This is a genomic window from Nocardia cyriacigeorgica, from assembly GCF_010868145.1.
In the GTDB taxonomy this organism is placed as follows: domain Bacteria; phylum Actinomycetota; class Actinomycetes; order Mycobacteriales; family Mycobacteriaceae; genus Nocardia; species Nocardia cyriacigeorgica_D.
Genome location: NZ_JAAGUY010000001.1, coordinates 829,197 through 852,451 on the forward strand (window position 1 = coordinate 829,197; position 23,255 = coordinate 852,451).

The following is a 23,255-nucleotide window of genomic DNA, read 5'->3' on the forward strand; positions in this document are numbered from 1 at the left end:
CCAGTTCCATCCACGGGATGAACGCCGCATGCGCGCGGGCGGCGGCGCACAGTTCGGAGGTGGCCGTCGTGGTGGGTGGCGCGCGACGGCGGCCCGTACCGTGGACGCGTGACCGTCGACCCGTACTGGAATCACAACACTCACTACCACCCATGGCTGGTCCAGCAGGTGCCCGAGTCCGCCCGTACCGCCCTCGACGTCGGCTGCGGGGACGGGCTGCTGGCAGGAAAACTCGCCACCCGATGCGAATCGGTACTCGGCGTCGATATCGACGGGGCAATCATCGCTGGGGCCACCACACCGGCGAATGTCCGGCTCACACAGGCTGATTTTCGGGAGCTGGATCAGACCTTCGATCTCGTCACCGTCGTGGCGACCCTCCACCACGTGCCTTTAGCCGAAGGCATGGCGGCGCTCCGTGATCTCGTCGCGCCTGGGGGAACGTTGGCCGTGGTCGGGCTGTGGAAGATGAGCATCCACGCCGACGCTGCTTATTTACCGCTGCTGCCGGTGATCTGGGCCATCGGTCAGAGGCATGGCGGCAGCCAGGATCCGGGCTTCACCTGCCGTGACCCCGACACCACCTTGGCCGAGATCCGTGCCGTGGGTGGCGAACTGCTGCCCGGCGCGCGCATACGGCGCCGGCTGCTGTGGCGTTACACGCTGCTGTGGCGAAAACCTGCATGATCGGATACGTGCCTGCGACGGACCGGGTCGTCTAGCGAATGTGAGTGGTCCGAAGGTTCTCGGACCACTCACATCCACGCTAGACGACGCACAGCGGAACGAAGATCAACGGCCCGACAATCGGGATCCAGCCGAACGCGTTCGTGCAGTAGACCGTGACGAGCGCATCCCCAAAGGGATTGCCCGTCCGGTTCATGACCGGATTGACCGGGACGGGGTCGGGTTTGTTGGCGGCGTCCGCCGCCGCGACGCCTGACCCCAACGCTATGGCGGGCGCGATCGCCGCAGCGGCGATCGATGTCCGAATCAGGTTCCTTCTCATCGCGATTCTCCTGCCAGTCGTGTTGGACTACCTCCAACGTGGTGATTGCCAATTGCGGCACCAACCACCATGCCCACGCGGCCCGGACCACAACAATCCTCGCTGGTGTATATGCCACCTGCCCAAGGGGGGAGATTCATGACCCTGATGGGGCTATACAACAGCAGCCGATCCTGCTCCACACAGCGCGGCGGCGGCGCTGATGCTCCGCTCCACGCATCTGTGCCGCAGGCCCGTCTGATAGGGGTCGCGCCGGGTGTCAGCGCAGGTGTTCGATCACCGGCGCGAAGGCGTCCATGTTCGGCTCGAGCACGGTGATGTAGGAGAAACCGAAGCGATCCCGCCGATCACGCAACTGCTGAGCCATCTCGGAGGGGGTACCGAACAGCAGCGTCGGCAGCTCCTCGGGCGCATCGCCGGGCAGTAGGGCGCCGAACCTGTCGAGTACGGTGGCGCGTTCGCTCGGCCGCACCACCGCCTGGACGAGGATATTGAGCTCGACCTCGGTAACGCGTTCCCCCAGCAGCTTTCGCACATACCCGACGCGATCGATGGTGTCCTCGACTCCGGCGAGCCGCAAACCCGCGTCGGTGGTCGCCGCCGCACCGGTGAACGCGACGACGTCGGCGTGTGCGGCGGCGAGCTTCAACAACCGATCACCCCAACCCGCGATGAGCAGCGGCGGACCGCCAGGCTGCACCGGACGCGGCTGATACTCCGGGTCGGCGAACAGTGTCCGGAGCGTGGCGACTGTGTTCTCCAGATGTCCGACCCGCTCGCCGCCACTGCCGAACGGAATGCCAGCCGCCTCGAACTCGGAGCGCACGTAGCCCGCGCCGAGTCCGAGTTCCACACGCCCATCAGTGAACTGGTCCACGCCCGCCACATCGCGGGCCAAGAGCACCGGGTTGTAGAACGGGGTGTTCAGCACAAAGGTGTTGAGCCGAACCCGCTCGGTCGCCTCGGCCGCGAGCACCATCGACGGAAACGGCGCGGGCAGGCCGAGATGGTCGGCCACTCCGATGACGTCATAGCCCTGCGCCTCGGCCCGGCGGCATTTGGCGATCCACGCCTGCCTCGACTCCGGTACCACCATGTTCACACCGAAACGGAACTCATGCTGCGCAGTCACCCTTCTTGTCTACCAGGCGATTCACAACACAGCGCGAGACGGCCAGCATTCCGCCGGCGCCCGAGCACGCGATCAGCAGGCGACGCACGCGGCGGCGGCCAACGTTGCCCCGGACAGCGCGGCGGCCGACGCGGCGACGGCACCCGGCCGCCACCAAGCGGAGTCCCGTTTCGCGGTGCCGAGATCGGCGGCCGCCGTACTCCCCTCTCGCCGCCGCAGGCGCCGAAGCACCCCGAGAGTCGCGACGATCAATGTTGCGGTGATCATGAACGAATCTCCTTACGTGTGAGCCGGTTCGGCAGCATCCGCGCGCGCACCGGCAGGCATCGGCACCACCCCGAGCCGCACCAGGCTTTCGGCGGTATCGCGGACCGACTCGCGCACCGGTCGCATGGTCCAGCCGAGTTCACGTTCGGCTCGTTCGGCGCTGAGGCGTTCACGTTGCCCCAGGGAGGGCACGGTGAGCCGGACCGTCTTGTCCACCACTGCGATGGCGCGCACCAGCAGGTCGGGCAGTTGACGGGTCGGCACGCGGAACCCACGAGGCCCGAATTCTTCGGCCAGCAGACGCCCGAGATCACGCATCCAGAGATGTTCGCCCGCACAGATATAACGTTTGCCCGCCGCTTCGGGCGTTTCCATGGCCAGTCGGTGCGCGATCGCCAGATCACGCACATCCACTGTCGCCCAACCCACCCGCGGTGACCCGGGCACCTGACGACCGAGCAGCATCCGCACCGGTTCGTGGGAGGTGCTGGTGGCCTGCGACAGCGCCGGTCCGAGCACCATGCCCGGATTCACCACCGTCAACTCGGGACCGTCGGGACCGAAATTCTCTGCGGCGTAGTCCCAGGCCGCACGCTCGGCGAGGGTTTTGCTCTTCTGGTAGGCGGGACTGCGTTCCACAACTGTCCAGTCGGCTTCGGTGCGCACCGCATCGTCGCGATGGCCGTAGGCGATGGCGGCGATCGAGGATGTCAGCACCACCCGTCGCACGGTGCCCGCGGCCGCGGCGGCCCGCAGTACGCGCAGCGTGCCGTTCACGGCGGTGTCGATCATTTCCCGCTCGTCGTCGGGCGGCGCCGACGGGAACGGTGAGGCGACATGCAGGACGTAGCCGCACCCCGAGACGGCCGCCGCCCAGCCCGCGTCGCTGTCGAGATCTGCTGCGACGACATCGATCTCACCACCCGCACGCTCGGCGAGGTCGACCAGATGTTCGCGCTTGCCCACCGCGGCGAGGCTGCGCACAGTCCCGCGGACCGCGTATCCGTGGTTCAGCAATTCCTCGATGACATGCCCGGCGATGAATCCGGTCGCACCGGTGACGAGTACTCGTGTGCCCATGATTTTCTATTCCGTTCGACGGGAGAACCGGCCCTATCTGAGCGCCGCTCAGATAATCTAAACACTGCCTAGATTGGTTGTCCAGAGCCTTTCGCTTACGCTCGGATGGTGACCCGGACCTCGTATCACCACGGTGCCCTGCGTGAGGCGCTGCTCGAGGCCTGCCTGCGGCTGATCGAGACCGAGGGCATCACGGCGGTGAGCCTGCGCCGTGTCGCCCGCGAGGCGGGCGTGAGTTCCGGCGCGCCGTACCACCATTTCGCCGACCGCGCCGCCCTGCTTGCCGATCTGGCGACCCAGGGTTTCCGGCTCCTCGGCGCCGATGTGGCCGCGGCCAGGGATGCGGCACCCACTCCCCTTGCCGGGTTGACCGCGATCGCCGACGCCTACGTGAACTTCGCGCGGGACAACCCCGGCTATTTCCGGCTGATGTTTCGCCCCGAGCTGTCCCAACCGGAGAAACATCCCGATACCAGGGCCGCTGGCGAAGCCGCCTTCGCCGTGCTCGCCGATGCGGTGGCCGACTGCGTCGCCTCCGGCGAGCTGCCATCGGGCAAGGCCGACACCATTGCCGTCACGCTCTGGAGCCTCGGTCACGGGTTGGCCTCGCTGTGGCTGGACGGGCAGTTGGACAAGCGCAGCGCCCTGCTCGGCACGACCGCACCCGAACTGGTCGCCGATGTCATGAGCACCTTCCACGCCCTCATCGCTCCCGGCACCTGAAACAACCGGCTTGCGTCCACCGGCTCCGGCACGCATCCTGGGCACGTGTTCGTCGCGCCCCGTTACGGAACGGGTTCCCTGTCCGATCTCTTTCCCTCCGTACTCGCCGGTTTCGGCGTACCGGCCGAGCAGGATCGGCTGGGCCTCGGACTCGATGTCGACCGGGTCTGTGTCCTCCTGATCGACGGATTGGGCGCCGAGGCACTGGCGGCCAACGCCGAGGTGGCGCCGTTCCTGTCGAGCCTGGGGCCCGCAGTGCTCACGGCCGGGTTCCCGACCACAACGGCGACCAGCGTGAGTTCTCTCGGTGCGGGAGTACCGCCGGGCGAGCACGGCATCGTCGGGTATCTGCTGCGAGTCGCGGGGCAGGAGCGGTTATTCGACCCGTTGGGCTGGCGGCTGTTCGGCGCCCAGCACAAGGGCGATCTGCTCGAGCAACTCGTGCCCGAGCAATTCCAGCCCGGCGAAACGGTCTTCGAACGCGCCGCCGCACACGGCATCACCGTCACCCAGGTCGCGCCGCGCTATCAGGCAGGCTCCGGACTGACCCGTGCCGTGCTGCGCGGATGCGCCTTCCGGCCCAACTTCTCCGTCGGCGATCTGGTCGCCGGGGTGGTCGAGGCGCTGGAGGCCGGCCCGCGCTCACTCGTATACGCCTACCACGGCGAACTCGACACCACCGGGCACGTGCGTGGCCCGTCCTCGCAGTCGTGGTTGCTCGAACTCGCGCACGTCGACCGGATCGCCGCCGATATCGCCGAACGCATGCCCGCGGGCTCGGTGCTGATCGTCACCGCCGATCACGGCATGGTCGAACTCGCCGAACGGGTCGACTTCGACGCCGAACCCGACCTGCGTGCGGGCGTGCAGCGACTGGGCGGCGAACCACGCGCACGCCACGTCTACACCGTCGACGGCGCCACAGACGACGTGATGTCGACGTGGCAGGAGAAGCTGGGGTCACGGTTCCAGGTCCTTGCGCGGGACGCGGTGATCGACTATGGCTGGTTCGGCCCGACGGTATCGGCCACGGTGCGCGAGCGGATCGGCGATCTGGTCGTGGTCGCTCGGGACAGCAGTGGGATCGTGCGCACCGACGCCGAACCGTTGCAGTCGGCACTCCTCGGACATCACGGTTCGCTGACCCCCGCTGAGATGAACGTCCCACTCCGCGTGTTCGCCGGTTGAGCGCACTGGCCGCATAGGCTGTAGTCAACGGTCGGGCGATGAGGCCCGGCGCGCCGCCCAGGAGGAACAGATGAACGCCACCATCGCACGGACCGGCCTCGCCTGCGTGGCCGCGGCCGCCGCGCTGTTGCTGGCCGGCTGCAACGACATCGAACGCGCGCTCAACAGCGGCGGCGACACCCCGTGCCGGGAGTATGTGCAGCAGGATCCGGATACCAAGCGGATGACGATCACGAAGTTCATCAAGCAGAATTCCGGTATCGATCAGGAGCCGGCGGGCACCGCCGTCGACGCGACGATCATTCAGGTCGATCTTCTCTGCGGCGCCCAGCGCAATGCCGAGACCCCGATCAAGAACGCCGACGTGGCAGGCATTTTCATCACCAAATAACGCGCGCTCTTGTGCGGCAAAGCGTCCCGCGACCGGATCACTTGCGCAAGGATGGACGTCGCGAGCAGGCCGGTCGGCCGACCGGAAGCCGGACGACGATGAGGACTGCGTGTGGCACGGTTTCGCACCCTGACCCAGCGGCGGACCGACCTCGAGAAGGAATGGGAACGGGTCGCGACCGCACCGGACACCGCGGCGCGCACACCGAACACCTTGCTACGCACCGAGGTCGCACAATCCTGGCGGCGTTCACTATCGACGGTCGACCCGGGATGTACCGGTGCGCCCGGTCTCGACGACATCGGTGAGCGATGGGCGCGCTCGCCGCTGCGGGCGCCGGTCACCGAACTGGCCGGCGCTCTCGACGACGTCGCCGTCGACGCGGGCTACCTCGCTGCCGTCACCGATGAATCCGGTGCGATCCTCTGGTCCGGCGGCGACCGCGCCGTGCGCAGGCGAGCCGAGCAGGTCAACTTCGCGCCCGGCGGCTGCTGGGACGAGGCCCATATGGGCACCAACGCGGTCTCGATGGCACTGCTCACCGACGCGCCGAGCACCGTGTTCTGTGCCGAACACCTGGTCGCCGCGCTGCACGGCTGGGTGTGCTATTCCGCACCGATCCACGCACCCGACGGCAGGCAGGTCGGTGCGCTCGATCTGTCGAGTTCCTGGGATCGGTCCCATCCGCTGGTCATGTCGTCGGTGCGGGCGCTGGTCACCGCGGTGGAGACGATGCTGCGCAGCGCGGCGCCACCGCCGTCGTCGGGGCTGCGGCTGGAGTGTCTCGGCGAGTCACGGCTGACCCGCGACGGATTCACCATCCCGCTGCGGCCTCGTCAGCTGGAGATCCTGACTCTGCTGGCCCTCGAGCCCGAAGGATTCACCCCCGAACAGCTGCACGCCGCGCTCTACGGCGATCGCCCTGTCACCTCCGCGACGCTCAAAGCGGAGGTCTCGCATCTGCGCCGCGCTACCGGCGGACAGATCGGCAACCGCCGCTATCTGCTCACCGGCCCGATCTCCTGCGACGCGGTGGGTCTGCTGGCGGCCATCGCGGCAGGCGACACCGCCTCGGCGGTCTGGCTGTATCGCGGTGCGCTGCTTCCGGGTTCGGATACCCCCGGCATCGCGCAATGGCGGGCACATCTCGAGGTCGGAGTCCGCAACGCCGTGCTGGCCGGTGATCGCGCCGATCACGCCGTCGCATTCGGGGAGCGTGCGCCCGGCGATATCGAGGTCCATGAGCACGCGTTGCGGCTGCTGCCGACGAATGATGTGCGGCGCGCGGTCGTCACCGCGCGTTTGCACACCGCGCTGCGCGCCTGACGTCTCGCCGCACCGGCAGGCCCATGTCGGCTGTCGGTCAGGTGTGGCCAGCGCACCTCATCCGATCAACCGCCACCCCTGCGCACGCTCGCGTTCATGCCAGAATTCGGCGTACTTCCCTGGCTGCGCGATGAGCTCATCGTGGGTGCCGCGCTGCACGATCCGGCCCTCGTCGAGCACGAGAATCTGATCGGCGGCGGCGATGGTGTGCAGGCGGTGCGCGACCACGAGCAGCGTGCGGTCGTGGGCGAACGCGCGCATCGCGTCGGTGATCGCGGCCTCGTTCTCCGGGTCGAGTGCCGCGGTCGCCTCGTCGAACAGCACGATCGGCGCCTGCTTGATCAAGGCTCGCGCTATCGAGACTCGCTGGCGTTCACCGCCGGACAGGCTGACTCCGCCCTCACCGACGCGGGAGTCCCAGCCATCGGGCAGCCGGTCGACGATTTCGTCCACCCGGGCCAGTCGTGCCGCCTCACGCACTTCCTCGGCCGTGGCGCCGGGCCTGCCGATCCGGATGTTCGCCTCGATCGTGTCGTCGAACAGGTACACGTCCTGGAACACCATGGCGAGCTGTTCCATCAGTGCTTCGGTGGTCTGCTCACGCACATCGACCCCGCCCACCTCGACCGACCCGGTGTCGGTATCCCAGAACCGCGCCACCAGCCGCAGCACGGTGGTCTTGCCCGCCCCCGACGGACCGACGATCGCGGTCACCGTGCCCGGCTCGGCAGTGAATTCCAGGTCCCGCAACACAGAACGGGCGCCATAACCGAACCCGACAGCACGGAAGGACACTTCCCCCGCCCGGACCGGCCGCCGTACCGAACCTTCCGGCAGTGGTGGCACCGCGAGAACCTCGTCGATCCGGTCGATGGCCTCCGATGCCGTGCGAAGCGCGGCCGAATGGTCGACGAGTTCGATCAACGGCCCGGCGAAACGGGTGATGAGGACCAGCAAGGCAACGACTTCAGCGGCATCAAGCGAACCACCAAGTGCGAGGGCGACGCCTATCGCGATGAGCACTACGAACACCGCCTGCACGGCGGTCGAGAAGGCCACCAGCGCGACCACGGCGTTTCGGTTCATCGCCCCGTGGGCGCGACGCTGCCCGGTGAGTGCATCGTCGAGGAGCCGATTGTCGGCGCCGGTGCGACCGAATGCCCGCAATATCGGCTGCCGCTGCGCGAATTCCACGACCCGGCCCGCCGCTTCGACCTCGGCGCTATCGATGGCGCCGAAGGTGCGGGTGATCGCGTCCTGCGCCCAGGTGTGCGTGGCGAGCAGCACCAGACCTGCGATCAACAACGCTGTCGCGAGTCGCGGATCGAAGGTGAACATGCCGAGGGCAACAACCACCGGTGTGGCCGCCGCGGCGATGATCGGCTGCATGAGATGCGCGGGGACCGCGACGATGCTGGTCGTGCCCTGGGACATGGCGTGGGTCAGCCGGCCGGTGCGGTCGGTGTCGAACCAGCCAAGCGGCAGTCGGGCCAACTGGTCGGCGACCCGATGATGCAGGCCGAGCAGCAGATCGTCGGCGATCCGTTGACCGAGTGTGGCCTGCAGGTAGTACACCGTGCTCGCCACGACGGTCGTGACCAGCAGAGCGGTGAGCCATGGCATCGCCGCGTCCGCATTGCCGTTCAGCACGGGGCGCAGCACGGGCACGAGCAGCAGGATGCACAGTCCTTGCAGCACCGCGAACCCCACCATCGCTGCGATCCAGCGCACAAAGCGCGGTCGGTGATCGGCGTCGATGAGGTGAAACAGCTTGCGAATCATCGGGTGCGCTCCTTCGGCAGCGATTGTGCGGCCCACATTCGGGCGTACTCGCCGCCGGCCGCGAGCAGTTCGTCATGATGTCCGGCCTCGACCACGCGGCCACGCGACAGCACCACGATCCGGTCCGCACCGCGAATGGTGTGCAGTCGATGGGCGATGACCACGAGAGTGCGGCCCGCGATCACATGCGACAGCGCATCCTGTACCGCCGCTTCCGATTCCGGATCCGCGAACGCGGTCGCCTCGTCCAGCACCAGGATCGGCGCATCGGCGACGATCGCGCGCGCGATCGCGATCCGCTGGGCCTCTCCGCCGGACAGCTGAGCATCCTCGCCCACCACGCTGGCATAACCACGCGGCAAGGCGGTGATCCGATCGTGAACAGCGGCCGCGCGCGCTGCCGCTTCGATCGTGGCCTGGTCGGCGTCGGGTCGCCCGAGGGCGATGTTGTCACGAATCGAGGTGCGCAGCAGCGACGTCTCCTGGAAGACGAATCCGATCAGGCGGTACAGATCGTCTTCGGCGATATCCCGCACATCGACACCACCGATACGCACGGATCCCTCCTCGACATCCCAGAACCGCGGAAGCAGCCTGGCCAGCGTCGATTTCCCGGATCCGGAGGCACCGACCAAGGCGGTGACGCTTCCGGGGGCCAAGGTGAGATCGATGCCGTCCACGGCGTAGCCCCGGCCGTCATAGGAGAAACGGACTCGGTCGAATTCGACGTGCGCGCCGCCGGGCACGGTCGGCTCGCAAGCACGTGTCAGTTCGGGCGTAGCCAGCACCTCGGCGACGCGATCGGCCGCTGCTCTCGCGACCTGCAGGGCCAACGTGCCGAACCCAAGAGCAAGCACCGGCGCGCCGAGCCCGACCACGAGCATGGTGAACGCGATGAGCTCCACCGGATCGGTCCCGAGCCACACGCCGCCGCACAGGGCGACGACCAACAGCACGGGCGGCGAGATGAGCACCGAGGAGATCGCTTCGAGCCGATGCATCGGACCGAGCCACTCGCCGAGGAACCGGGCAAGGTCGTCACCGGCGCGCCGGTAGCGATCCTGTGCGCGTCCGGCCTGGCCGAACGCTTTCACCACCGCGATCCCGTCGACGTATTCGATGACCGCGGCGTCGACCTTCTCGAGTTCGGCGTTCCAGCGGACCATCCTGGCCTCTTCGTCACGCGACATCAACGCCGTCAACCCGAACCACACGATCAAGGGCGCAAGGCATACCAGCGCCAGCCGCCAATCCAGGACGAACAGATACACCAGCGCCACAACGGGTGTGAGCACGGCGGCGACCAGATCGTTGACCGCATGGGCGACAAGGTGATGGACGGCGGCGACATCGTCGGTGAGCGCTCGCTTCACACGTCCGGAGCTGCGTTCGGTGAACCAGCCCAGTGGAACGCGGCCCAGTCGATCGGCCATGGCGCGACGCAACCCGACACCGACGTCGGCATCGGCGATATGGCTGATCGTGTAGGCGGCGGCCGCGCAGCTCGTCCGCACGAGAAAACCGATGCCGGCGACAACGACCCAGCGCCACACCTCGGCGCCGTCGTCGGGTTCTTCGGACAACAACTCGCGGGCGATCCCGACGACGGCGAAGTAGGGCGCCAAACCGGCCAGCGCGCCTACCACCTGCAATCCGGCCGCCAGCGCCAACCGGCCACGCACAGGCGCCAGCACGGCGCGCAGTCCCGCGGCGGCGCCGGCGGGTGGACGTTCGGCTGCGGTGGGCAGCTCCGATACCGCGGTGCTCATGTCACCCCTTCAGAAATTAGATCAGTGTTCTAATTCTGAGTGTAGCGGTGAAGCCGCACCCCGCAAGGGGCGTCCTGCCTGGATCTGGACTTACCGCACAGCGCGGCCGTCCAGCGAGCCACGAGCGGTGGCCGCGGAGTGTCCGCTACTCGGTCGCGGTCGATGCCCGCAGTTCGGTCAGCCGGAGTTCCAGCCCATCGAGGAGGCGGTCGAGCGCGTACCGGCCGTACTCGCGCCGGACGCGGAGGCGTTCGTCCTCATCGGTCGCCGCGAAATCGGCGACCATGCGCCGCATCTGATCGGCGCCGACACCGGCGTCGGGATGGGTCTCGAGCATATGGCGCAGCCCGGCCAGGCCGCCGCCATCGCCGTCACGTTCACGCTGATCGTCGAGGGCGATCAGGCCGAGACAGGTGTTGAACGCGACCGAGTAGGCGGTGGCAGCCTCCGCACCCCAGCCCGCGTCGAGCATGCGCGACACCCCCGCGTCGAGTACCGGCACGAGTTGTTCGGTCTGCGGGCCATTACGCAACAGCCAGGCCGCGACGCCCGGATAGTGCGCAAGGTGGTCGATCATCGCGGTCAGCACCCGGTGCAGCAGCGCCCGCCAATCGGTGTCGTCGAGCGGCAGTGCCATCTCGGCGTAGATCGTGTCGACGACAGACGCGCAGACGCGCTCACGATCACCGACGTGGTGATAGATCACCGACAGTGAGGTGTCAAGGCGGGCGGTGAGATCCCGCATGCTCCAGCCGTCGAGCCCGCGCTCGGCGGTCAGCGCCACGGCCGCCTCTGTGATCGCCGCAGGCGTCAAGCCCGTCCGGTAGGCCCGCCTGGACACGCTGGGCTAGCGATTCTTGGCCGGGCGGTTGGTGGCTTCGCGGCGTTCGGCTTCTTTGGCCTTGATGCGGGCGTTCTCTTCCTGGACCGCGGTGTAGTTGTCACGTTCGCGGATCAGCCATTCGGGCGGGTCGGCGAGCAGGGCCGCGATTTCGTCGGCGGTGAGGGCGTCGGAGACCTCGGCGCGGGCCAGGCCGCTGTTGGAGACGCCGAGTTTGCGGGCGGTGATGTCGCGCGGGAAGGGGCCGGTGCGACGCAGCTCGGTCAGCCATTCGGGCGGGGCGGCGCGCAGCGCTTCGAGCTCGGCACGCGAGATCGGCGTGGTGCGGAAATCCTCGGGTGCCGCCGGAAGGTAGATGCCGAGTTTGCCGGCCGCGGTCAGCGGCTTCATGGTCTGCGGTTTCTTGTCCGGGCTCACCGATACATCCTACTGGGCGCGGCCGCACGCACCTGGCAGCGGGCCGTGCGCATACGCTGATACGAATGAGCCGCTTCGCTTCGATCGATATCGTGCGCCTGCGCTGGTTCGTCGCGGTCGCGGAGGAACTGCATTTCGCGCGGGCGGCGAAAGCGCTGCACATCTCCCGCCAGAAGCTCAGCCACACCGTCATCGAGCTGGAGAACGAGCTCGGGACCAAGTTGTTCGTTCCGGGCGCGCACCCGACGGAACTCACCGAAGACGGCGCCCAGCTGCTGGGCGAGGCCAAAGAGCTCATCGCGCGGGCCGACGCGGAGCAGGCCGCCCCCGAGCCGGTCGAGGCCAGTGGCCTGCGAGTGGGTTTCGTTCCCGGGGTCACGGTGTCGAAGTGGCAGCGGATCTGGGGGGAACGGTTTCCCGGCATTCCGCTGGAGCTCAGCGCGATCGCGCAGGCCGATCAGCTGACGGCGCTGGCCGAGGGTCGCGTCGATATGTGTTTCGTCCGGCTTCCGATCGCCGACGCGGGCCTGAATGCCATACCGCTCTACCGTGAAGTGCCGGTGGTTGTCGTGCCGAAGGAGCATCCGATCTCGGTGTTCGCCGAGGTCACCACCGCCGACCTCGCCGAGGAGCGTCAGCAGGACACCAGCGACCTCGATCAGGCCGCGGGCAGCATCGAACTGGTGGCGGCCGGTGTGGGGGTGACGATCGTGCCGCATTCGATCGCACGGCTGCATGCCCGCCGCGACGTGGTCTACCGCACGGTGACCGATGTCCCCGCGACCGAGATCGCGTTGGCCTGGCCGTCCGATACGACCACCGAGCTGGTCGAAGAATTCATCGGCGTGGTTCGCGGCCGTTCCGAACGCAGTTCCCGATCGCCGTCGACCGACCGACCGGACCAGAAGAAGGCCGCACGCACCGGTAAGAAGACGCAGGCCGCGGACAAGAACCCGGCCGCGGGGAAGGCACGGGCGAGCGGTGGACGAGCGGGCGCCAAAAAGACCGCGCGACGGCGCGGACGGTAGACCCGGCACCCGACACCAACGTGACACCAACCTTCGCCGACGATAGTTTTCGGCGTCGGAAGTCCGGAGGTGTCATGAGGAGGAGCGATGCGCTGCGTCAGACCCGAACCTGCAACCGCCGCGGACAATGCTTCGACGCCCGCGGCCTGATGCCCGACCGCAGCGTCCGCGGCGCCGCCACCGACTCCGCGCGCGCACTGTTGCGCCGGTTGATCGAGCAGCACGGCCCGGTGCTGTTGCTACTGCGCTCCGGCGCGGCGACCCCGATCTGTCTGCCGGCCCGCGAATTCCACCCCGACGACGGTGATGTCCTGGTCACCCGACTGCCCTGGCATACCGAGTTCTGGATGAGCGACGACAACTATGCGCGTTTCGCGGGGGACCATCTCACCGTCGACGTTCGTCCGGAAGCCGACGACGACGCGCCGACCGGCTCGCTGGAGGCGGCCGAACAGTCGAGCTTCGTACTGAGTGTGCGTCCACTCGACGCCACGGAGGCCGCTGCGGCAGCGGCCGCTCCCCCACCTCGCACCGGCGCCGACCGGCTGAGGTGATCACGCTACAGCGGTCACGCCCACTCCGCATCGGCGCTGATCGGCCGCGCCGACGCTCACCGATACGGATCGGTGAATTCGCGCAGTCGAAGCAGTGCCCGACGTAACTGCGCGGTGGCGCGCGGGCCCAGATGGTCGGACCATTCGGCTTCCACGTCGGTGGCGACGGAGTTGGCCAGTGCGGTCGCCCGGCGGCCGCGATCGGACAGCCGCACCAACCGGGCTCGGCCATCGGTCGGGTCCGGTACACGCTCGACGTAGCCTGCACGCTCGAGCTGGTCGACGAGGAACCCCGCAGTCTGCTTGGTGACCTGTGCCTGTTCGGCAAGGTCGGTAAGCCTGGTGCCCGCCGGGCCGATCCGCTGCACGATTCTGGCCTGGGCGAGGGTGACATCCGCATAGCCGGCGGTGGCGAGCGCCGCGAGAACGCGGTTCTCCATCGCCCGATACGGCAAGAACAGCAGCAGACCGATATTCGGCTCGTCCTCGGGACGTGGATCTACCGTCATCACCCTCCTCCCAAACCTTGTCATCAGTCAGATTCACTGACTAAAATAGTCAAATCAGCTGACTAATTCCACCGAATTCGCCACATGATGATCAGGCAGGTGAGATCCATGGACCGCGAACAGAGCTGGTGGGCGATCGAGCAGCAGCGTCGTGCGCTCGCCGCACTCCTCGGCGAGCTCACCGACGCCGAGTGGGACACCCCGTCACTGTGTTCCGGCTGGCGCGTGCGCGAGGTCGCCGCTCATATCGCATTGGCCCCACAACCCATCGGGCTGTGGTCGATCGTGCGCGAGTTCGCCCGCGCCCGTGGCGATTACAACGTGCTGGTCGACACCATCACCCGCGAGCACGCCCGCCGCCCCACCAGCGAACTGGTCGCCGAGATCACCGATCACGCGGCCTCACGGCACCTGCCCGCGGTCACCAACTACCGCAATATCCTGTTCGACGTCATGGTGCACGGCCAGGACATCTCGATTCCCCTCGGCCGACCCCTGCCGATCCCGGTCGAGGCCGCCGCCGCTGCCGCCACCCGCGCGTACTCGGTCGGCTGGCCGGTATGGAAGCGTCACCGCCTCGACGGTTTCCGGCTCCACGCCACCGACACCGCGTGGACCGCCGGCGAGGGCGCCGAGGTCGCCGGCCCTATCACCGCGCTGTTGTTGCTGATCACCGGCAGGCCGATCGCCCTGAACCAACTCACCGGTCCCGGCGTCGACGATGTGGCGGTGCGCCTAGCAGAACACGTCGGCTGACCAGTAGCGATCACCCCGGGGACCGGATGCTCGGCCAACCACAGCCGGGCCCGACGCGCCGATGCGCGCGAGAGCCACGCATCGGCGATAACCTCGGCCAGCTCCTGCCGGGTGATCCGATCGATGTGCGCCGCCCGCACCAGCACCGACGGGTGGCCGTCGAAATGTGGGGTGGTGAAGAACGGGCTGTCGCGGTCCTGGACCAGTGCCAGCTTGTCGCCCTCGGAGGGCACCCAGAACATGATCACGTCGGGATACTTCTCCCCGGTGTCGGGGTCGACGGCATCCGGGCGTGGGGTGCGGAAGAAGACGAACGACTTGCCGCCGACCTGGTACACCGGATTGCCGCGAGGTCCATCCACTCGCGTCACATGCGGCATCGCTGACGCCAGTTCGTGCACATCGGCCGGTCGCGCGGGCCGTGAGCGCTTCGGCATGCCGCCAGGGTAATCCCGGGTGGCATGCCGGAGCGACGGGTCAGCGGCCGGGCAGGAACCGTAGGTTGCGCGCGATCGTCATCAGGAAGCGCTGCCATTTGTCCTGCGACAGCATCGGCGGCGGATCCAGGTTCATGAACCGGGTGACGACGACGGTCTGCGGCTCGGTGAACTTCAGCAGCCCATCGGCGCCGTGCCTGCGTCCGACACCGGAAATCCCCATGCCACCCATCGGTGCGCCCGTGGAACCCCAGGCCGGCGCGTAGCCTTCATCGACGCACACTGTGCCCGCGCGCAGCCGCTGGGCGATCTTCTCGCCCTCGGAGGTGCTTGCCGCCCACACGCTGGCGTTGAGACCGTATTCGGTGTCGTTGGCCAGACGAACGGCCTCGTCGACGGAATCCACTGGATAGATGGAGACCAGCGGGCCGAAGGTCTCGTTGCGCCCGCACTCCATCTCGTCGGTGACCTCCGACAGCACGGTCGGCTCGAAGAACAGCGGTCCGAGATCCGGGCGGGGCTTGCCGCCGGTGAGCACCTTGGCGCCCTTGGAGGTCGCGTCGGCGACATGCTTGGACACCGTCTCCAGTTGCGATTCGGAGATCAGCGAACCGATATCGGTGGAGAAGTCGTAGGTGACACCGAGTTTCGCGGCTTCGGTGGCCGCGACGAATTCGGCGGTGAATTCCTCGGCGATCGAGCGCTCGACGTAGATGCGTTCGATCGAGATACACAACTGCCCGGCGTTGGAGAAGCAGGCGCGCACCGCCGCCTTGGCGACCTTGTTCAGGTTCGCGCCCTTGGTGACGATCATCGGGTTCTTGCCCCCCAGTTCCGCGGAGAACCCGATCAGCCGCTTGCCGCACTGTTGAGCAAGCGTCTGCCCGGTGGCGGAGGAGCCGGTGAACATCAGGTAATCGCAGTAATCGACGATCGCGGTGCCGACGACGGTGCCGGGTCCGGTCACCACGGCAAGCAGGTCACGTGGCAGCCCAGCGCGGTACAGCAGTTCGGCGCCGGCCAGCGAGGAGAACGGGGTCTGGCTATCGGGTTTGACCACCACGGCATTGCCCGCGAGCAACGCGGGAATCGAATCACCGATCGAGAGCACCAGCGGGTAGTTCCACGGCGCGACCACACCGACGACGCCCTTGGGCTGGGCCCGCACCTGCGCCTTGTTCAGCACCGGGAAGGCGCCGGCCACCTTGTGTGGTTCGAGCAGCCCCGGCGCGACCCGCGAGAAGTAGCGGGCGGCCAGCATCAGGCCCATGACCTCTTCCTGGGCAGCCCAGCGCGCCTTGCCGGTCTCGGCCTGGATGACGTCCATGAGGTACTCACGCTCGGCGACGATGAGCGCGCGGTAGCGCTCGAAAACCGCGGCGCGCTCGGCGGCGGGTCGGGCAGCCCAATGCGCTTGCGCGGCCCTGGCTCTGGTGAAGGCATCGGCGACATCGTCGGCGGTGCCGACCGGCACCGTACCGAGCGGTCGTCCGGTGAACACTTCGGTGATGGTTCTGGTGGGGCGTGCCTCGGCGCCGTCGATCGCCGCGAGGGCGCTCAGTCGGGCGAAGACGTCGGCTTCCGGCGCGGGCATCATTGCCTCCTCGATGGGGGTTACTCGTCGGTACACACAATCTACCCACTCCACGCGTGCGATGGTGCCGGGTGTCACATTCGCGCAGGGTCCGGCGCGAGGCGGATTCTATATTTCCCCGGCGCCGGCGGTGTCAAACCCGGTCCCGCTCAACGGGACCGGAGTCCCGATTCGGTCACGATGTCGTTTACGTTGTGCCGATGTTCAGAGCGAGGCTCGGTGTCCGAGCTCGGATACTGGCGATCGCGCTCATTCCGAGCCTGACTCTGCTGGTGGTCGGCGTGGGCGCAGCGGGGTACCTGGTCGATCGGGGAAATCACGGCAAGCAGTGGGCCGAGGCGATGCAGTCCGCCATCGATCCGACAAGGCAGCTACTGGACGCGATCCAGCAGGAACGACAGCTCACCCTCGCTCACCTGGCCGGTGATCCCGACGCCGCCGCGGGACTGGCCACCGCACGACCCAGAGTCGACGGGGCCTTCCAGGCACTGGTCGACGCGTCGAATCGGCTGCGCGAACTGGACTCCGAGACTATCAGCGACAATGTCGGCGGCTTCATAACCCTCGGGCAGCAGGTGCAGATGGTGCGTGACGGCACCGACGCCCGCACCTTGTCTACCGCGGACGCCTACACCTTCTACACCCGAGTGCTCGATGTCATCATCATCGGCACGCAGCTGGCACAGCGGTCGGCGCCGGATCCGGCCGTCGTCGTCCAGCTGGCGCTCTCGACCCGCCTCATCCATGGCATGGAGGCGGTCTCCCGCAGCAATGCGATCGCCGGGGCCGCGCTGGTCGATGGCAGCGGCGTCGTCGCGCTACCGGAGGAATTCACCGCGCAGGTCGGCGCATCTCACGCGACGCTGACCCAGCTGGCAGCCGAACTCGAACCGACCTACCGGGACAAACTGCAGACCCTGCTGCAAAGCCCAGCCTGGCAGCGACTCTCGACGATGGATCATGCGCTGATGCGGCGCACCCTCGACCCACCGGAACCGCCCGGATCATCCGAATCATCCGAGACTTCTTCCGATGACTCCGCAGGCAGCGATTCCGGCCGGAAGAACAGCTCGAGCACCACCAGCGATGACGAGCCCCCGCCGCTGCCGTCGACGACCGAGCAATGGCAGGCCGCCGTCTCCGAAGTCGACAACGCGCTGCTCGACATCTGGGACCTGCACAACCGCCGCGCTCAGCAGTTGGCCCGGGATTCCGCCGCCGAGACCGCCGCGACCTCGCTGGCCGCCGGTATCGCGGTCCTGCTGATCAGTGCGGGCGCGTTCGTGGTGTCGCTGGTGCTGGCGAACCGATTCATCCGCAGGCTCAAGCGCATGCGTGACCAAACACTCGCACTGGCCGACGGGAAGCTGCCCGACATGCTGCGCCGTCTGCGCGAGGGCGAGCATGTCGATCCGATCGAGGAAGCGCCGCGGCTCGACTTCGGCCGCGATGAGGTCGGCGCGGTCGCCACCGCCTTCGAACACGCACATGCCGCTGCGGTCACCGCCGCCATCACCGAGGCCAGGACCAGGGAGGGTGTGCGTGCGGTCTTCCTCAACATCGCCCATCGCAGCCAGATCGTGGTGCACCGCCAGCTCGAGATCCTCGACGCCGCCGAACAGCGCGAAGAGGATCCGGCCATGCTCGAGACACTGTTCCGGCTCGACCACCTGGCCACCAGGGAACGCCGCAATGCCGAGAACCTCATCATCCTCGGCGGCGGCGAGCCAGGGCGGCGCTGGCGCAACCCGGTGCCGCTGATCGACCTGGTCCGCAGCGCGATCGGTGAGACCCTCGACTACACCCGGGTGCGTCTGGGGACCCTGCCGCAGTCACTGATCGCCGGCAATGGTGTCGCCGACCTCGTCCATCTGCTGGCCGAACTCGTCGACAACGCCACCTCCTTCTCTCCGCCGCAGTCACGGGTGGAGGTCACCGGCAATATCGTCGGCAAGGGGCTGGTCGTGGAGATCAGTGACCAGGGCATGGGCATGGACGCCACCGAGCTCGCGCGGGTCAATGAACTGCTCGCGGATCCACCCGATTTCGGTGTGGCCGCGCTGTCGGCGGATTCGCGCCTCGGGCTGTTCGTGGTCGGTCAGCTGGCCTCCCGCCACGAGATCTCGGTGCGGTTGAGCGAATCCGATTACGGCGGCGTGCGCGCGATCGTGCTGGTGCCGTCGAAGCTGCTGCTGCCGGGCGATACGGGGCCGGCCTCGTCCGACGCCTCCCTGCCCGATCATGCGCGCCGCCGGCCGGCGCTACCGGCATCGAGCGAACCGGCCACACGCGCCGTGGAATCGGCGACCGCACCGACCGCGACCCTGCTGGCCGATCCGCCGCAGACGCCCGCACCGCGGCCTGCCGAGCCGGTGGAGCGGACCGCTGACGGACGTCCCGTTTTACCTCGACGCAACCGGCAGACTAGTCTCGCACCGCAATTGGCGGAGCCGGTCACCCCGCAGCCCGCCCCGCAACGACCTCGCACGGCCGAACAGGCCCGAGATCTGATGTCGGCCATCGAGAACGGCACCAGGCAGGGTCGTAAGCCGCTGCCCGAGAACGATCCCGTCACGCCACCACCGTCGGCGAGCACGACCCCGAAGGAACAGGAAGGCTAAGTGTCCACTTCCCCCGCAAGTGATCTCAACTGGCTGCTCGACGATCTTGTCGAACGGCTGGCCGGCGTCCGGTACGCGGTCGTCCTGTCCACCGATGGTCTGCTGCTCGGTCATTCCAACGGCATCGTGCGTGAGGACGGCGAACACTTCGCCGCCATGTCCTCCACGCTCTACGGTCTGGCCCGCAGTGCGGGCAGCCGGTTCGACGGTGGCGGCGTCCGCCAGGCCGTCATCGAACTCGACCGTGCCGTGTTGTTCGTGACCTCGGCAGGCGAGAACGCCTGTCTGGCCCTACAGGCCTCCGAGACAGCGAACCTGGGCATGGTGGCCTATGAGATGAACCTGACCGTGCAACGGGTGGGCAACTACCTGTCGACCACCGCGCGCAACGGCGCCGCCGAGGTCGAACCGCAGCGGTGATGTGGTGAGTTCGTTATGACGCGTATGGGTGAGCCGTGGTTCGACGAAGCGGCGGGTCCGCTGGTGCGGCCGTACGCGGTGACGCGCGGCCGCACGATGGGCGCCGCGCACGATTTGGACATGCTGACCGCGGTCGTGGCGGCGCGTCCCGCACCGACCATGCGGCGTGTCGAACCCGAATACGCGCAGATCGTCGCGGGGTGTGTGCAGCCGCGATCGGTGGCAGAAGTGGCAGCCACCTTGAAACTGCCACTGGCAGTGACCAAGATTCTCGTCGGAGATCTGATCGGTGACGGGCACCTGATCTTCCGGGCTCCGGTGCAACCGGAGGCCGGGCCCGGCGACCTCAACGTATTGCGAGCGGTACTGGATGGAATCCGAAAAATTTGACCCTGCCCGGCTCGACCCGAACGGAGTGCCCCACCTAGCGGCCTCGGTGAAAGTTCTCATCGCGGGCGGATTCGGCGTCGGCAAAACGACATTGGTCTCGGCACTCAGCGAGATCACGCCGCTACGCACCGAGGAGATGATCACCGAGGTCAGCGCCGGTGTCGACGACCTATCCGGTGTCGAGTCGAAGACCACGACCACGGTGGCGCTGGACTTCGGCCGGATCACCATCGACAGCGACCTTGTCCTGTACCTGTTCGGTACACCTGGCCAGGACCGGTTCTGGTTCCTGTGGGACGAACTCGCCCGCGGCGCACTTGGCGCGGTGGTGCTGGCCGACACCCGCAGGCTCGGTAACTCCTTCGCCGCGATCGACTATTTCGAACGCCGCAAACTGCCGTTCCTGGTGGGGGTCAACTGTTTCGACGGCGCACCCCGCTACACCACCGACGAAGTGCGCGACGCCCTCGATCTGGATCCGGAGACGCCGGTGATGCTCTGCGACGCACGCGACCGCGTGTCGTCGAAGAACGTGCTGCTCAGCCTGATCGAGCATCTCATCGACCGAGCCACCCGGGCGCACGTCACCATGTGAGCCGCCCGCACCGCCCGGTTCCCGCAGGATCACGCCGGGCTCGGGCGGTGCATGACCGGAGCGTGAACACCCGGCGGCCAAGGCACCGGGATATCGGTACCGATGCCGATGCGTGCCGGGGGCCGACTGTGCGCCTCCGGCCTTCCCACCATAAAGAACTTTACGGTTTGATGACGCCACCTGCGGATTCGTACACTGGCGCGCCGAATCTGTCGTCAAGGAACGGAATTACATGCGCACAGCACATCGGGTAGTCACGAGTCTCGCCATTGCCGCCACGTCCATCGGGTTGACGCTCGCCACCGCGCCCGCGGCCTCCGCCGAAGAGGGCGTCAGTGGTTGCATTTCCTACTCGTACCACCCTGGGACGCTGACAACGACGGTGTACTACCGCAACCGCTGCGACGTGCCCCGGCATGTCTACATCCACCGCGTCGGCAACCAGGGAACCTGTGACTCCGTCATCACGATCCGGGTGCCGGGCAACAAGAAGGGCAACGAGGTCGTCCGGTGCGGCGAGGTCAAAGAGGTGATCGGCGAGGACCGGTAGCGCCCACGGCCGCGACCGGTCCTGTGCCACACGGCGACTCCGGACCGCTGTTCCGCGGGAGCCCGGGAGCAAGCGTCACGGGCCGACGTCTTCGGCTTTGAGCGGGCGGCCGAGGATGCCGTCGGTGGTCAGATCGTCGAGGCAACCGATCAGCCGGCGCTCGGTGTGGGTACCGAGCGCCGGCTCCAGTACGACGGTCCAGTACTCACCGACCTGCGAAGGGCCCCACACGATCCGGACGTGGTTGACGTTGCTCGCACAGTCGCGCCACAGCCGCAGCGCCGGCTCGCGGATATCCGAGCGTGCCGTGGCATCGAAATGGATGATCGTGCGGCTGCCCGCCGGGCCGCTATCGGTTTCGAACTTCATACTCGATGCCATGGCGGCGATGCCGATTCCGATGACCATCGCCAGTACCGCGAGGACGAGCAGACGTCGCACTGCTCACCTCCGTGACCCGACCAACGGCCCGGTGAGCAAGTGCAGCCGGTCCGGGACGGGAGTCAGAAAGCCGGATTCCGGTAGCTGTAGCCGATCCAGCCCGGCGACGATACGACGTTCGGCCGACGGGCCCGCCGTCACCTTGGCGATCCGTTCCACCAGCCAGGCCACGCCGGTCAGTAGCACACCGCCGGCCAGCAGTACCGGAACGAACACACCGAGCCGATCCGGCCGTGCCAGCCAGGCGAATCCGACCCGCGACGCCGGGACCGCGGCGTGCACGATGCGTGCCGTGCGCTCGCGCTCGGCCCGACTGTGATGGGTTGCGCTCCCCTCCCCTAGATCACGTTGTATTGCGCGCAGCCGCTTGGTCAGCACCATGGCGACCAGCGCGATCTCGGCCGCGATGAACAGAGTCGCGGTGAGGATGGCACGATTCCATTCCCACCGGTACAGGTAGACGAAAACATATGTGCCGGTCGCGATCAGTGATCCGATGGCCAGCAACATGCTGAGTCCCCGTGCGTTCATGCCTGCGCCTCCTCTGCACTCACCCGCACCGCACCCGTGCGCCCGTCGAGTTCGACGACCGCACCGTCCGGCAGCCGTCTTGTCGCGTCCGGATAGCCGACAACCACGGGAATTCCCTGTTCGCGAGCCAGGATCGCGACATGACTGAGCGGGCTTCCGGTTTCGGCGATCAATCCCGCCAAACGCGGCACCACCACCGCAAGGCGCGGATCCAGATGCCGCACCACCAGCACCGAACCCTCCGGTGGGCGCTCACCCATATGCACGACACCCTGCCCGGCGCCGCCACCGGCCCCGACACCGCCTGCCGCGCGGTCGCCGCGAGACCCGACCGGAATCGGCCACCCGTCCTCGGCGAGCCGGAATTGTGCGGGCAGATGGTGCACGGCTGATTCGGACGAGCCTGCGGTATCGATCGGCGCACCCACCTGATCGAACCCGGGCGGCGCGCCGCCCAGCCCTGAATCCACGGAATGTCGCTCGCTCGATGCCGGGGTCTCGGCACCGACGATCATGTGCCGTCCCGCCCGGCGCTGCGCGATCCGCACCCCTTCGGGCGCGATACCGGTGCCCCGCGCCGACCGGGTCCGCGCCGAACCCGATCGAACGGCTTCCCGGCTCGCAACCGACGTATAACCACCGACGGCGGCGGCCACGTCGTCGAACCGCATCAGCGCCACCGCATCCGGTGCCTCCACTACGCCGTCGGCGTGCAGGTGCGCGCCGAGCTCCCAGGCCGCGCGGGCGCTCAGTTCATGGACCCAGCGGGCCCGCAGTCGCAATGCCTCCCGCGCGAGCGCCAATTCGCCGGGATCGGTGTCGGCGAGGAGTGTGCACGATGCGTGCCGTGCGCTCGCGCTCGGCCCGACTGTGATGGGTTGCGCTCCCCTCCCCTAGATCACGT

Annotated in this window: 26 protein-coding genes and 1 pseudogene; 13 read left to right on the forward strand and 14 right to left on the reverse strand. The window is 67.8% G+C overall.

The genetic code is table 11. From position 1 onward, the window contains the following. Positions 1 to 108 precede the first annotated feature (108 nt). The gene (locus tag GV792_RS03725; RefSeq protein ID WP_163822131.1) at positions 109 to 687 is read left to right on the forward strand and encodes a class I SAM-dependent methyltransferase; all 579 of its coding nucleotides are present in this window, start codon (positions 109 to 111) and stop codon (positions 685 to 687) included. Between the two features lie 79 nt (positions 688 to 766). Here GV792_RS03725 and GV792_RS03730 read toward each other — a convergent pair whose 3' ends face one another. From GV792_RS03730 to GV792_RS03745, 4 genes are all read right to left on the reverse strand, one after another. Beyond that, entirely contained in the window at positions 767 to 1,009 is a 243-nt protein-coding gene (locus GV792_RS03730) for a hypothetical protein (protein ID WP_163822132.1), read from the reverse strand. Between the two features lie 259 nt (positions 1,010 to 1,268). Beyond that, the gene (locus GV792_RS03735) at positions 1,269 to 2,141 is read right to left on the reverse strand and encodes an LLM class F420-dependent oxidoreductase (RefSeq protein ID WP_163822133.1); all 873 of its coding nucleotides are present in this window, start codon (positions 2,139 to 2,141) and stop codon (positions 1,269 to 1,271) included. Between the two features lie 72 nt (positions 2,142 to 2,213). Then, positions 2,214 to 2,408 (reverse strand): hypothetical protein, encoded by a 195-nt coding sequence (locus tag GV792_RS03740; RefSeq protein ID WP_163822134.1) that lies wholly within the window; start codon positions 2,406 to 2,408, stop codon positions 2,214 to 2,216. 12 nt (positions 2,409 to 2,420) lie between these two features. Continuing rightward, positions 2,421 to 3,488 carry an SDR family oxidoreductase gene (locus GV792_RS03745; protein WP_163822135.1) on the reverse strand — a complete coding sequence of 356 codons (1,068 nt, stop codon included), beginning with the start codon at positions 3,486 to 3,488 and terminating at the stop codon, positions 2,421 to 2,423. Positions 3,489 to 3,593: 105 nt separating this feature from the next. Between GV792_RS03745 and GV792_RS03750 the strand changes: the two genes are divergently transcribed. The 4 genes from GV792_RS03750 to GV792_RS03765 all read left to right on the forward strand — a co-directional run bounded on the left by GV792_RS03750 (position 3,594) and on the right by GV792_RS03765 (position 7,116). Beyond that, positions 3,594 to 4,211: a TetR/AcrR family transcriptional regulator gene (locus tag GV792_RS03750; RefSeq protein WP_163822136.1), complete on the forward strand. Its 618-nt coding sequence runs from the start codon at positions 3,594 to 3,596 to the stop codon at positions 4,209 to 4,211. A 45-nt stretch (positions 4,212 to 4,256) separates the two neighbouring features. Beyond that, the gene (locus GV792_RS03755; RefSeq protein WP_163822137.1) at positions 4,257 to 5,399 is read left to right on the forward strand and encodes an alkaline phosphatase family protein; all 1,143 of its coding nucleotides are present in this window, start codon (positions 4,257 to 4,259) and stop codon (positions 5,397 to 5,399) included. 70 nt (positions 5,400 to 5,469) lie between these two features. Further along, positions 5,470 to 5,790, forward strand: coding sequence for a hypothetical protein (locus GV792_RS03760; protein ID WP_163822138.1), 321 nt, complete (start codon positions 5,470 to 5,472; stop codon positions 5,788 to 5,790). Between the two features lie 111 nt (positions 5,791 to 5,901). Beyond that, entirely contained in the window at positions 5,902 to 7,116 is a 1,215-nt protein-coding gene (locus tag GV792_RS03765; RefSeq protein WP_163822139.1) for a helix-turn-helix domain-containing protein, read from the forward strand. 57 nt (positions 7,117 to 7,173) lie between these two features. On the opposite strand, the gene GV792_RS03770 is transcribed toward GV792_RS03765, so the two are convergent. The 4 genes from GV792_RS03770 to GV792_RS03785 form a co-directional block, all read right to left on the reverse strand. Continuing rightward, positions 7,174 to 8,898, reverse strand: coding sequence for an ABC transporter ATP-binding protein (locus GV792_RS03770; RefSeq protein ID WP_163822140.1), 1,725 nt, complete (start codon positions 8,896 to 8,898; stop codon positions 7,174 to 7,176). Continuing rightward, positions 8,895 to 10,667: an ABC transporter ATP-binding protein gene (locus tag GV792_RS03775; RefSeq protein ID WP_163822141.1), complete on the reverse strand. Its 1,773-nt coding sequence runs from the start codon at positions 10,665 to 10,667 to the stop codon at positions 8,895 to 8,897. Before GV792_RS03775 ends, GV792_RS03770 begins: the two co-directional genes overlap by 4 nt. Positions 10,668 to 10,812: 145 nt before the next feature. Next, on the reverse strand, positions 10,813 to 11,508 hold the full coding sequence (locus GV792_RS03780) for a TetR/AcrR family transcriptional regulator (RefSeq protein ID WP_163822142.1): 696 nt from the start codon (positions 11,506 to 11,508) through the stop codon (positions 10,813 to 10,815). A 6-nt stretch (positions 11,509 to 11,514) separates the two neighbouring features. Beyond that, entirely contained in the window at positions 11,515 to 11,925 is a 411-nt protein-coding gene (locus tag GV792_RS03785; protein ID WP_175583279.1) for a DUF5997 family protein, read from the reverse strand. Between the two features lie 65 nt (positions 11,926 to 11,990). On the opposite strand from GV792_RS03785, the gene GV792_RS03790 reads away from it, so the two are divergent. Both GV792_RS03790 and GV792_RS03795 read left to right on the forward strand, forming a co-directional pair. Beyond that, positions 11,991 to 12,953: a LysR family transcriptional regulator gene (locus GV792_RS03790; RefSeq protein ID WP_163822143.1), complete on the forward strand. Its 963-nt coding sequence runs from the start codon at positions 11,991 to 11,993 to the stop codon at positions 12,951 to 12,953. Positions 12,954 to 13,027: 74 nt separating this feature from the next. Further along, on the forward strand, positions 13,028 to 13,507 hold the full coding sequence (locus GV792_RS03795; protein ID WP_163822144.1) for a DUF779 domain-containing protein: 480 nt from the start codon (positions 13,028 to 13,030) through the stop codon (positions 13,505 to 13,507). A gap of 56 nt (positions 13,508 to 13,563) precedes the next feature. Here the strand turns inward: GV792_RS03795 and GV792_RS03800 are convergent, their stop codons facing one another. Further along, positions 13,564 to 14,016, reverse strand: a complete 453-nt coding sequence (locus tag GV792_RS03800; RefSeq protein ID WP_163822145.1) for a MarR family winged helix-turn-helix transcriptional regulator — start codon at positions 14,014 to 14,016, stop codon at positions 13,564 to 13,566. Between the two features lie 108 nt (positions 14,017 to 14,124). On the opposite strand from GV792_RS03800, the gene GV792_RS03805 reads away from it, so the two are divergent. Continuing rightward, complete coding sequence (locus GV792_RS03805; protein ID WP_163822146.1) at positions 14,125 to 14,772, forward strand: maleylpyruvate isomerase family mycothiol-dependent enzyme; 648 nt, start codon at positions 14,125 to 14,127, stop codon at positions 14,770 to 14,772. A 26-nt stretch (positions 14,773 to 14,798) separates the two neighbouring features. Here the strand turns inward: GV792_RS03805 and GV792_RS03810 are convergent. Both GV792_RS03810 and GV792_RS03815 read right to left on the reverse strand, forming a co-directional pair. Next, positions 14,799 to 15,209 (reverse strand): annotated as a pseudogene (locus tag GV792_RS03810) (MmcQ/YjbR family DNA-binding protein); the annotation flags it as partial. Positions 15,210 to 15,249: 40 nt separating this feature from the next. Beyond that, positions 15,250 to 16,803 carry a succinic semialdehyde dehydrogenase gene (locus GV792_RS03815; protein WP_163822245.1) on the reverse strand — a complete coding sequence of 518 codons (1,554 nt, stop codon included), beginning with the start codon at positions 16,801 to 16,803 and terminating at the stop codon, positions 15,250 to 15,252. Between the two features lie 200 nt (positions 16,804 to 17,003). Here GV792_RS03815 and GV792_RS03820 point away from each other — a divergent pair, with 200 nt between their 5' ends. From GV792_RS03820 to GV792_RS03840, 5 genes are all read left to right on the forward strand, one after another. Continuing rightward, complete coding sequence (locus tag GV792_RS03820) at positions 17,004 to 19,424, forward strand: sensor histidine kinase (protein WP_163822147.1); 2,421 nt, start codon at positions 17,004 to 17,006, stop codon at positions 19,422 to 19,424. After that, positions 19,425 to 19,844, forward strand: a complete 420-nt coding sequence (locus tag GV792_RS03825; RefSeq protein WP_163822148.1) for a roadblock/LC7 domain-containing protein — start codon at positions 19,425 to 19,427, stop codon at positions 19,842 to 19,844. A gap of 15 nt (positions 19,845 to 19,859) precedes the next feature. Then, positions 19,860 to 20,234: a DUF742 domain-containing protein gene (locus GV792_RS03830; protein ID WP_163822149.1), complete on the forward strand. Its 375-nt coding sequence runs from the start codon at positions 19,860 to 19,862 to the stop codon at positions 20,232 to 20,234. After that, a complete protein-coding gene (locus tag GV792_RS03835; RefSeq protein ID WP_163822150.1) occupies positions 20,215 to 20,829 on the forward strand; it encodes a GTP-binding protein in 615 nt (204 codons plus the stop codon). Before GV792_RS03830 ends, GV792_RS03835 begins: the two co-directional genes overlap by 20 nt. Before the next feature lie 232 nt (positions 20,830 to 21,061). Continuing rightward, the gene (locus tag GV792_RS03840) at positions 21,062 to 21,379 is read left to right on the forward strand and encodes a hypothetical protein (protein WP_163822151.1); all 318 of its coding nucleotides are present in this window, start codon (positions 21,062 to 21,064) and stop codon (positions 21,377 to 21,379) included. A gap of 75 nt (positions 21,380 to 21,454) precedes the next feature. Here GV792_RS03840 and GV792_RS03845 read toward each other — a convergent pair whose 3' ends face one another. From GV792_RS03845 to GV792_RS29210, 3 genes are read right to left on the reverse strand one after another with little or no spacing between them, the layout of a single operon-like run. Further along, positions 21,455 to 21,820, reverse strand: coding sequence for a hypothetical protein (locus GV792_RS03845; protein ID WP_163822152.1), 366 nt, complete (start codon positions 21,818 to 21,820; stop codon positions 21,455 to 21,457). Between the two features lie 3 nt (positions 21,821 to 21,823). Then, positions 21,824 to 22,351: a hypothetical protein gene (locus GV792_RS03850; protein ID WP_163822153.1), complete on the reverse strand. Its 528-nt coding sequence runs from the start codon at positions 22,349 to 22,351 to the stop codon at positions 21,824 to 21,826. After that, complete coding sequence (locus GV792_RS29210) at positions 22,348 to 23,154, reverse strand: PEP-utilizing enzyme (RefSeq protein WP_218581181.1); 807 nt, start codon at positions 23,152 to 23,154, stop codon at positions 22,348 to 22,350. The genes GV792_RS03850 and GV792_RS29210 overlap by 4 nt, the downstream gene beginning before the upstream one ends. Positions 23,155 to 23,255 lie beyond the last annotated feature (101 nt).

What these genes read in the sequence shown, in the direction of transcription:
- GV792_RS03730 (WP_163822132.1), bottom strand. Translation starts at nt 1,009, where the DNA reads ATGAGAAGGAACCTGATTCGGACATCGATCGCCGCTGCGGCGATCGCG.
- GV792_RS03740 (WP_163822134.1), bottom strand. Translation starts at nt 2,408, where the DNA reads ATGATCACCGCAACATTGATCGTCGCGACTCTCGGGGTGCTTCGGCGC.
- GV792_RS03745 (WP_163822135.1), bottom strand. Translation starts at nt 3,488, where the DNA reads ATGGGCACACGAGTACTCGTCACCGGTGCGACCGGATTCATCGCCGGG.
- GV792_RS03750 (WP_163822136.1), top strand. Translation starts at nt 3,594, where the DNA reads ATGGTGACCCGGACCTCGTATCACCACGGTGCCCTGCGTGAGGCGCTG.
- GV792_RS03760 (WP_163822138.1), top strand. Translation starts at nt 5,470, where the DNA reads ATGAACGCCACCATCGCACGGACCGGCCTCGCCTGCGTGGCCGCGGCC.
- GV792_RS03770 (WP_163822140.1), bottom strand. Translation starts at nt 8,898, where the DNA reads ATGATTCGCAAGCTGTTTCACCTCATCGACGCCGATCACCGACCGCGC.
- GV792_RS03775 (WP_163822141.1), bottom strand. Translation starts at nt 10,667, where the DNA reads ATGAGCACCGCGGTATCGGAGCTGCCCACCGCAGCCGAACGTCCACCC.
- GV792_RS03790 (WP_163822143.1), top strand. Translation starts at nt 11,991, where the DNA reads ATGAGCCGCTTCGCTTCGATCGATATCGTGCGCCTGCGCTGGTTCGTC.
- GV792_RS03795 (WP_163822144.1), top strand. Translation starts at nt 13,028, where the DNA reads ATGAGGAGGAGCGATGCGCTGCGTCAGACCCGAACCTGCAACCGCCGC.
- GV792_RS03800 (WP_163822145.1), bottom strand. Translation starts at nt 14,016, where the DNA reads ATGACGGTAGATCCACGTCCCGAGGACGAGCCGAATATCGGTCTGCTG.
- GV792_RS03805 (WP_163822146.1), top strand. Translation starts at nt 14,125, where the DNA reads ATGGACCGCGAACAGAGCTGGTGGGCGATCGAGCAGCAGCGTCGTGCG.
- GV792_RS03815 (WP_163822245.1), bottom strand. Translation starts at nt 16,803, where the DNA reads ATGCCCGCGCCGGAAGCCGACGTCTTCGCCCGACTGAGCGCCCTCGCG.
- GV792_RS03820 (WP_163822147.1), top strand. Translation starts at nt 17,004, where the DNA reads ATGTTCAGAGCGAGGCTCGGTGTCCGAGCTCGGATACTGGCGATCGCG.
- GV792_RS03830 (WP_163822149.1), top strand. Translation starts at nt 19,860, where the DNA reads ATGACGCGTATGGGTGAGCCGTGGTTCGACGAAGCGGCGGGTCCGCTG.
- GV792_RS03835 (WP_163822150.1), top strand. Translation starts at nt 20,215, where the DNA reads ATGGAATCCGAAAAATTTGACCCTGCCCGGCTCGACCCGAACGGAGTG.
- GV792_RS03840 (WP_163822151.1), top strand. Translation starts at nt 21,062, where the DNA reads ATGCGCACAGCACATCGGGTAGTCACGAGTCTCGCCATTGCCGCCACG.
- GV792_RS03850 (WP_163822153.1), bottom strand. Translation starts at nt 22,351, where the DNA reads ATGAACGCACGGGGACTCAGCATGTTGCTGGCCATCGGATCACTGATC.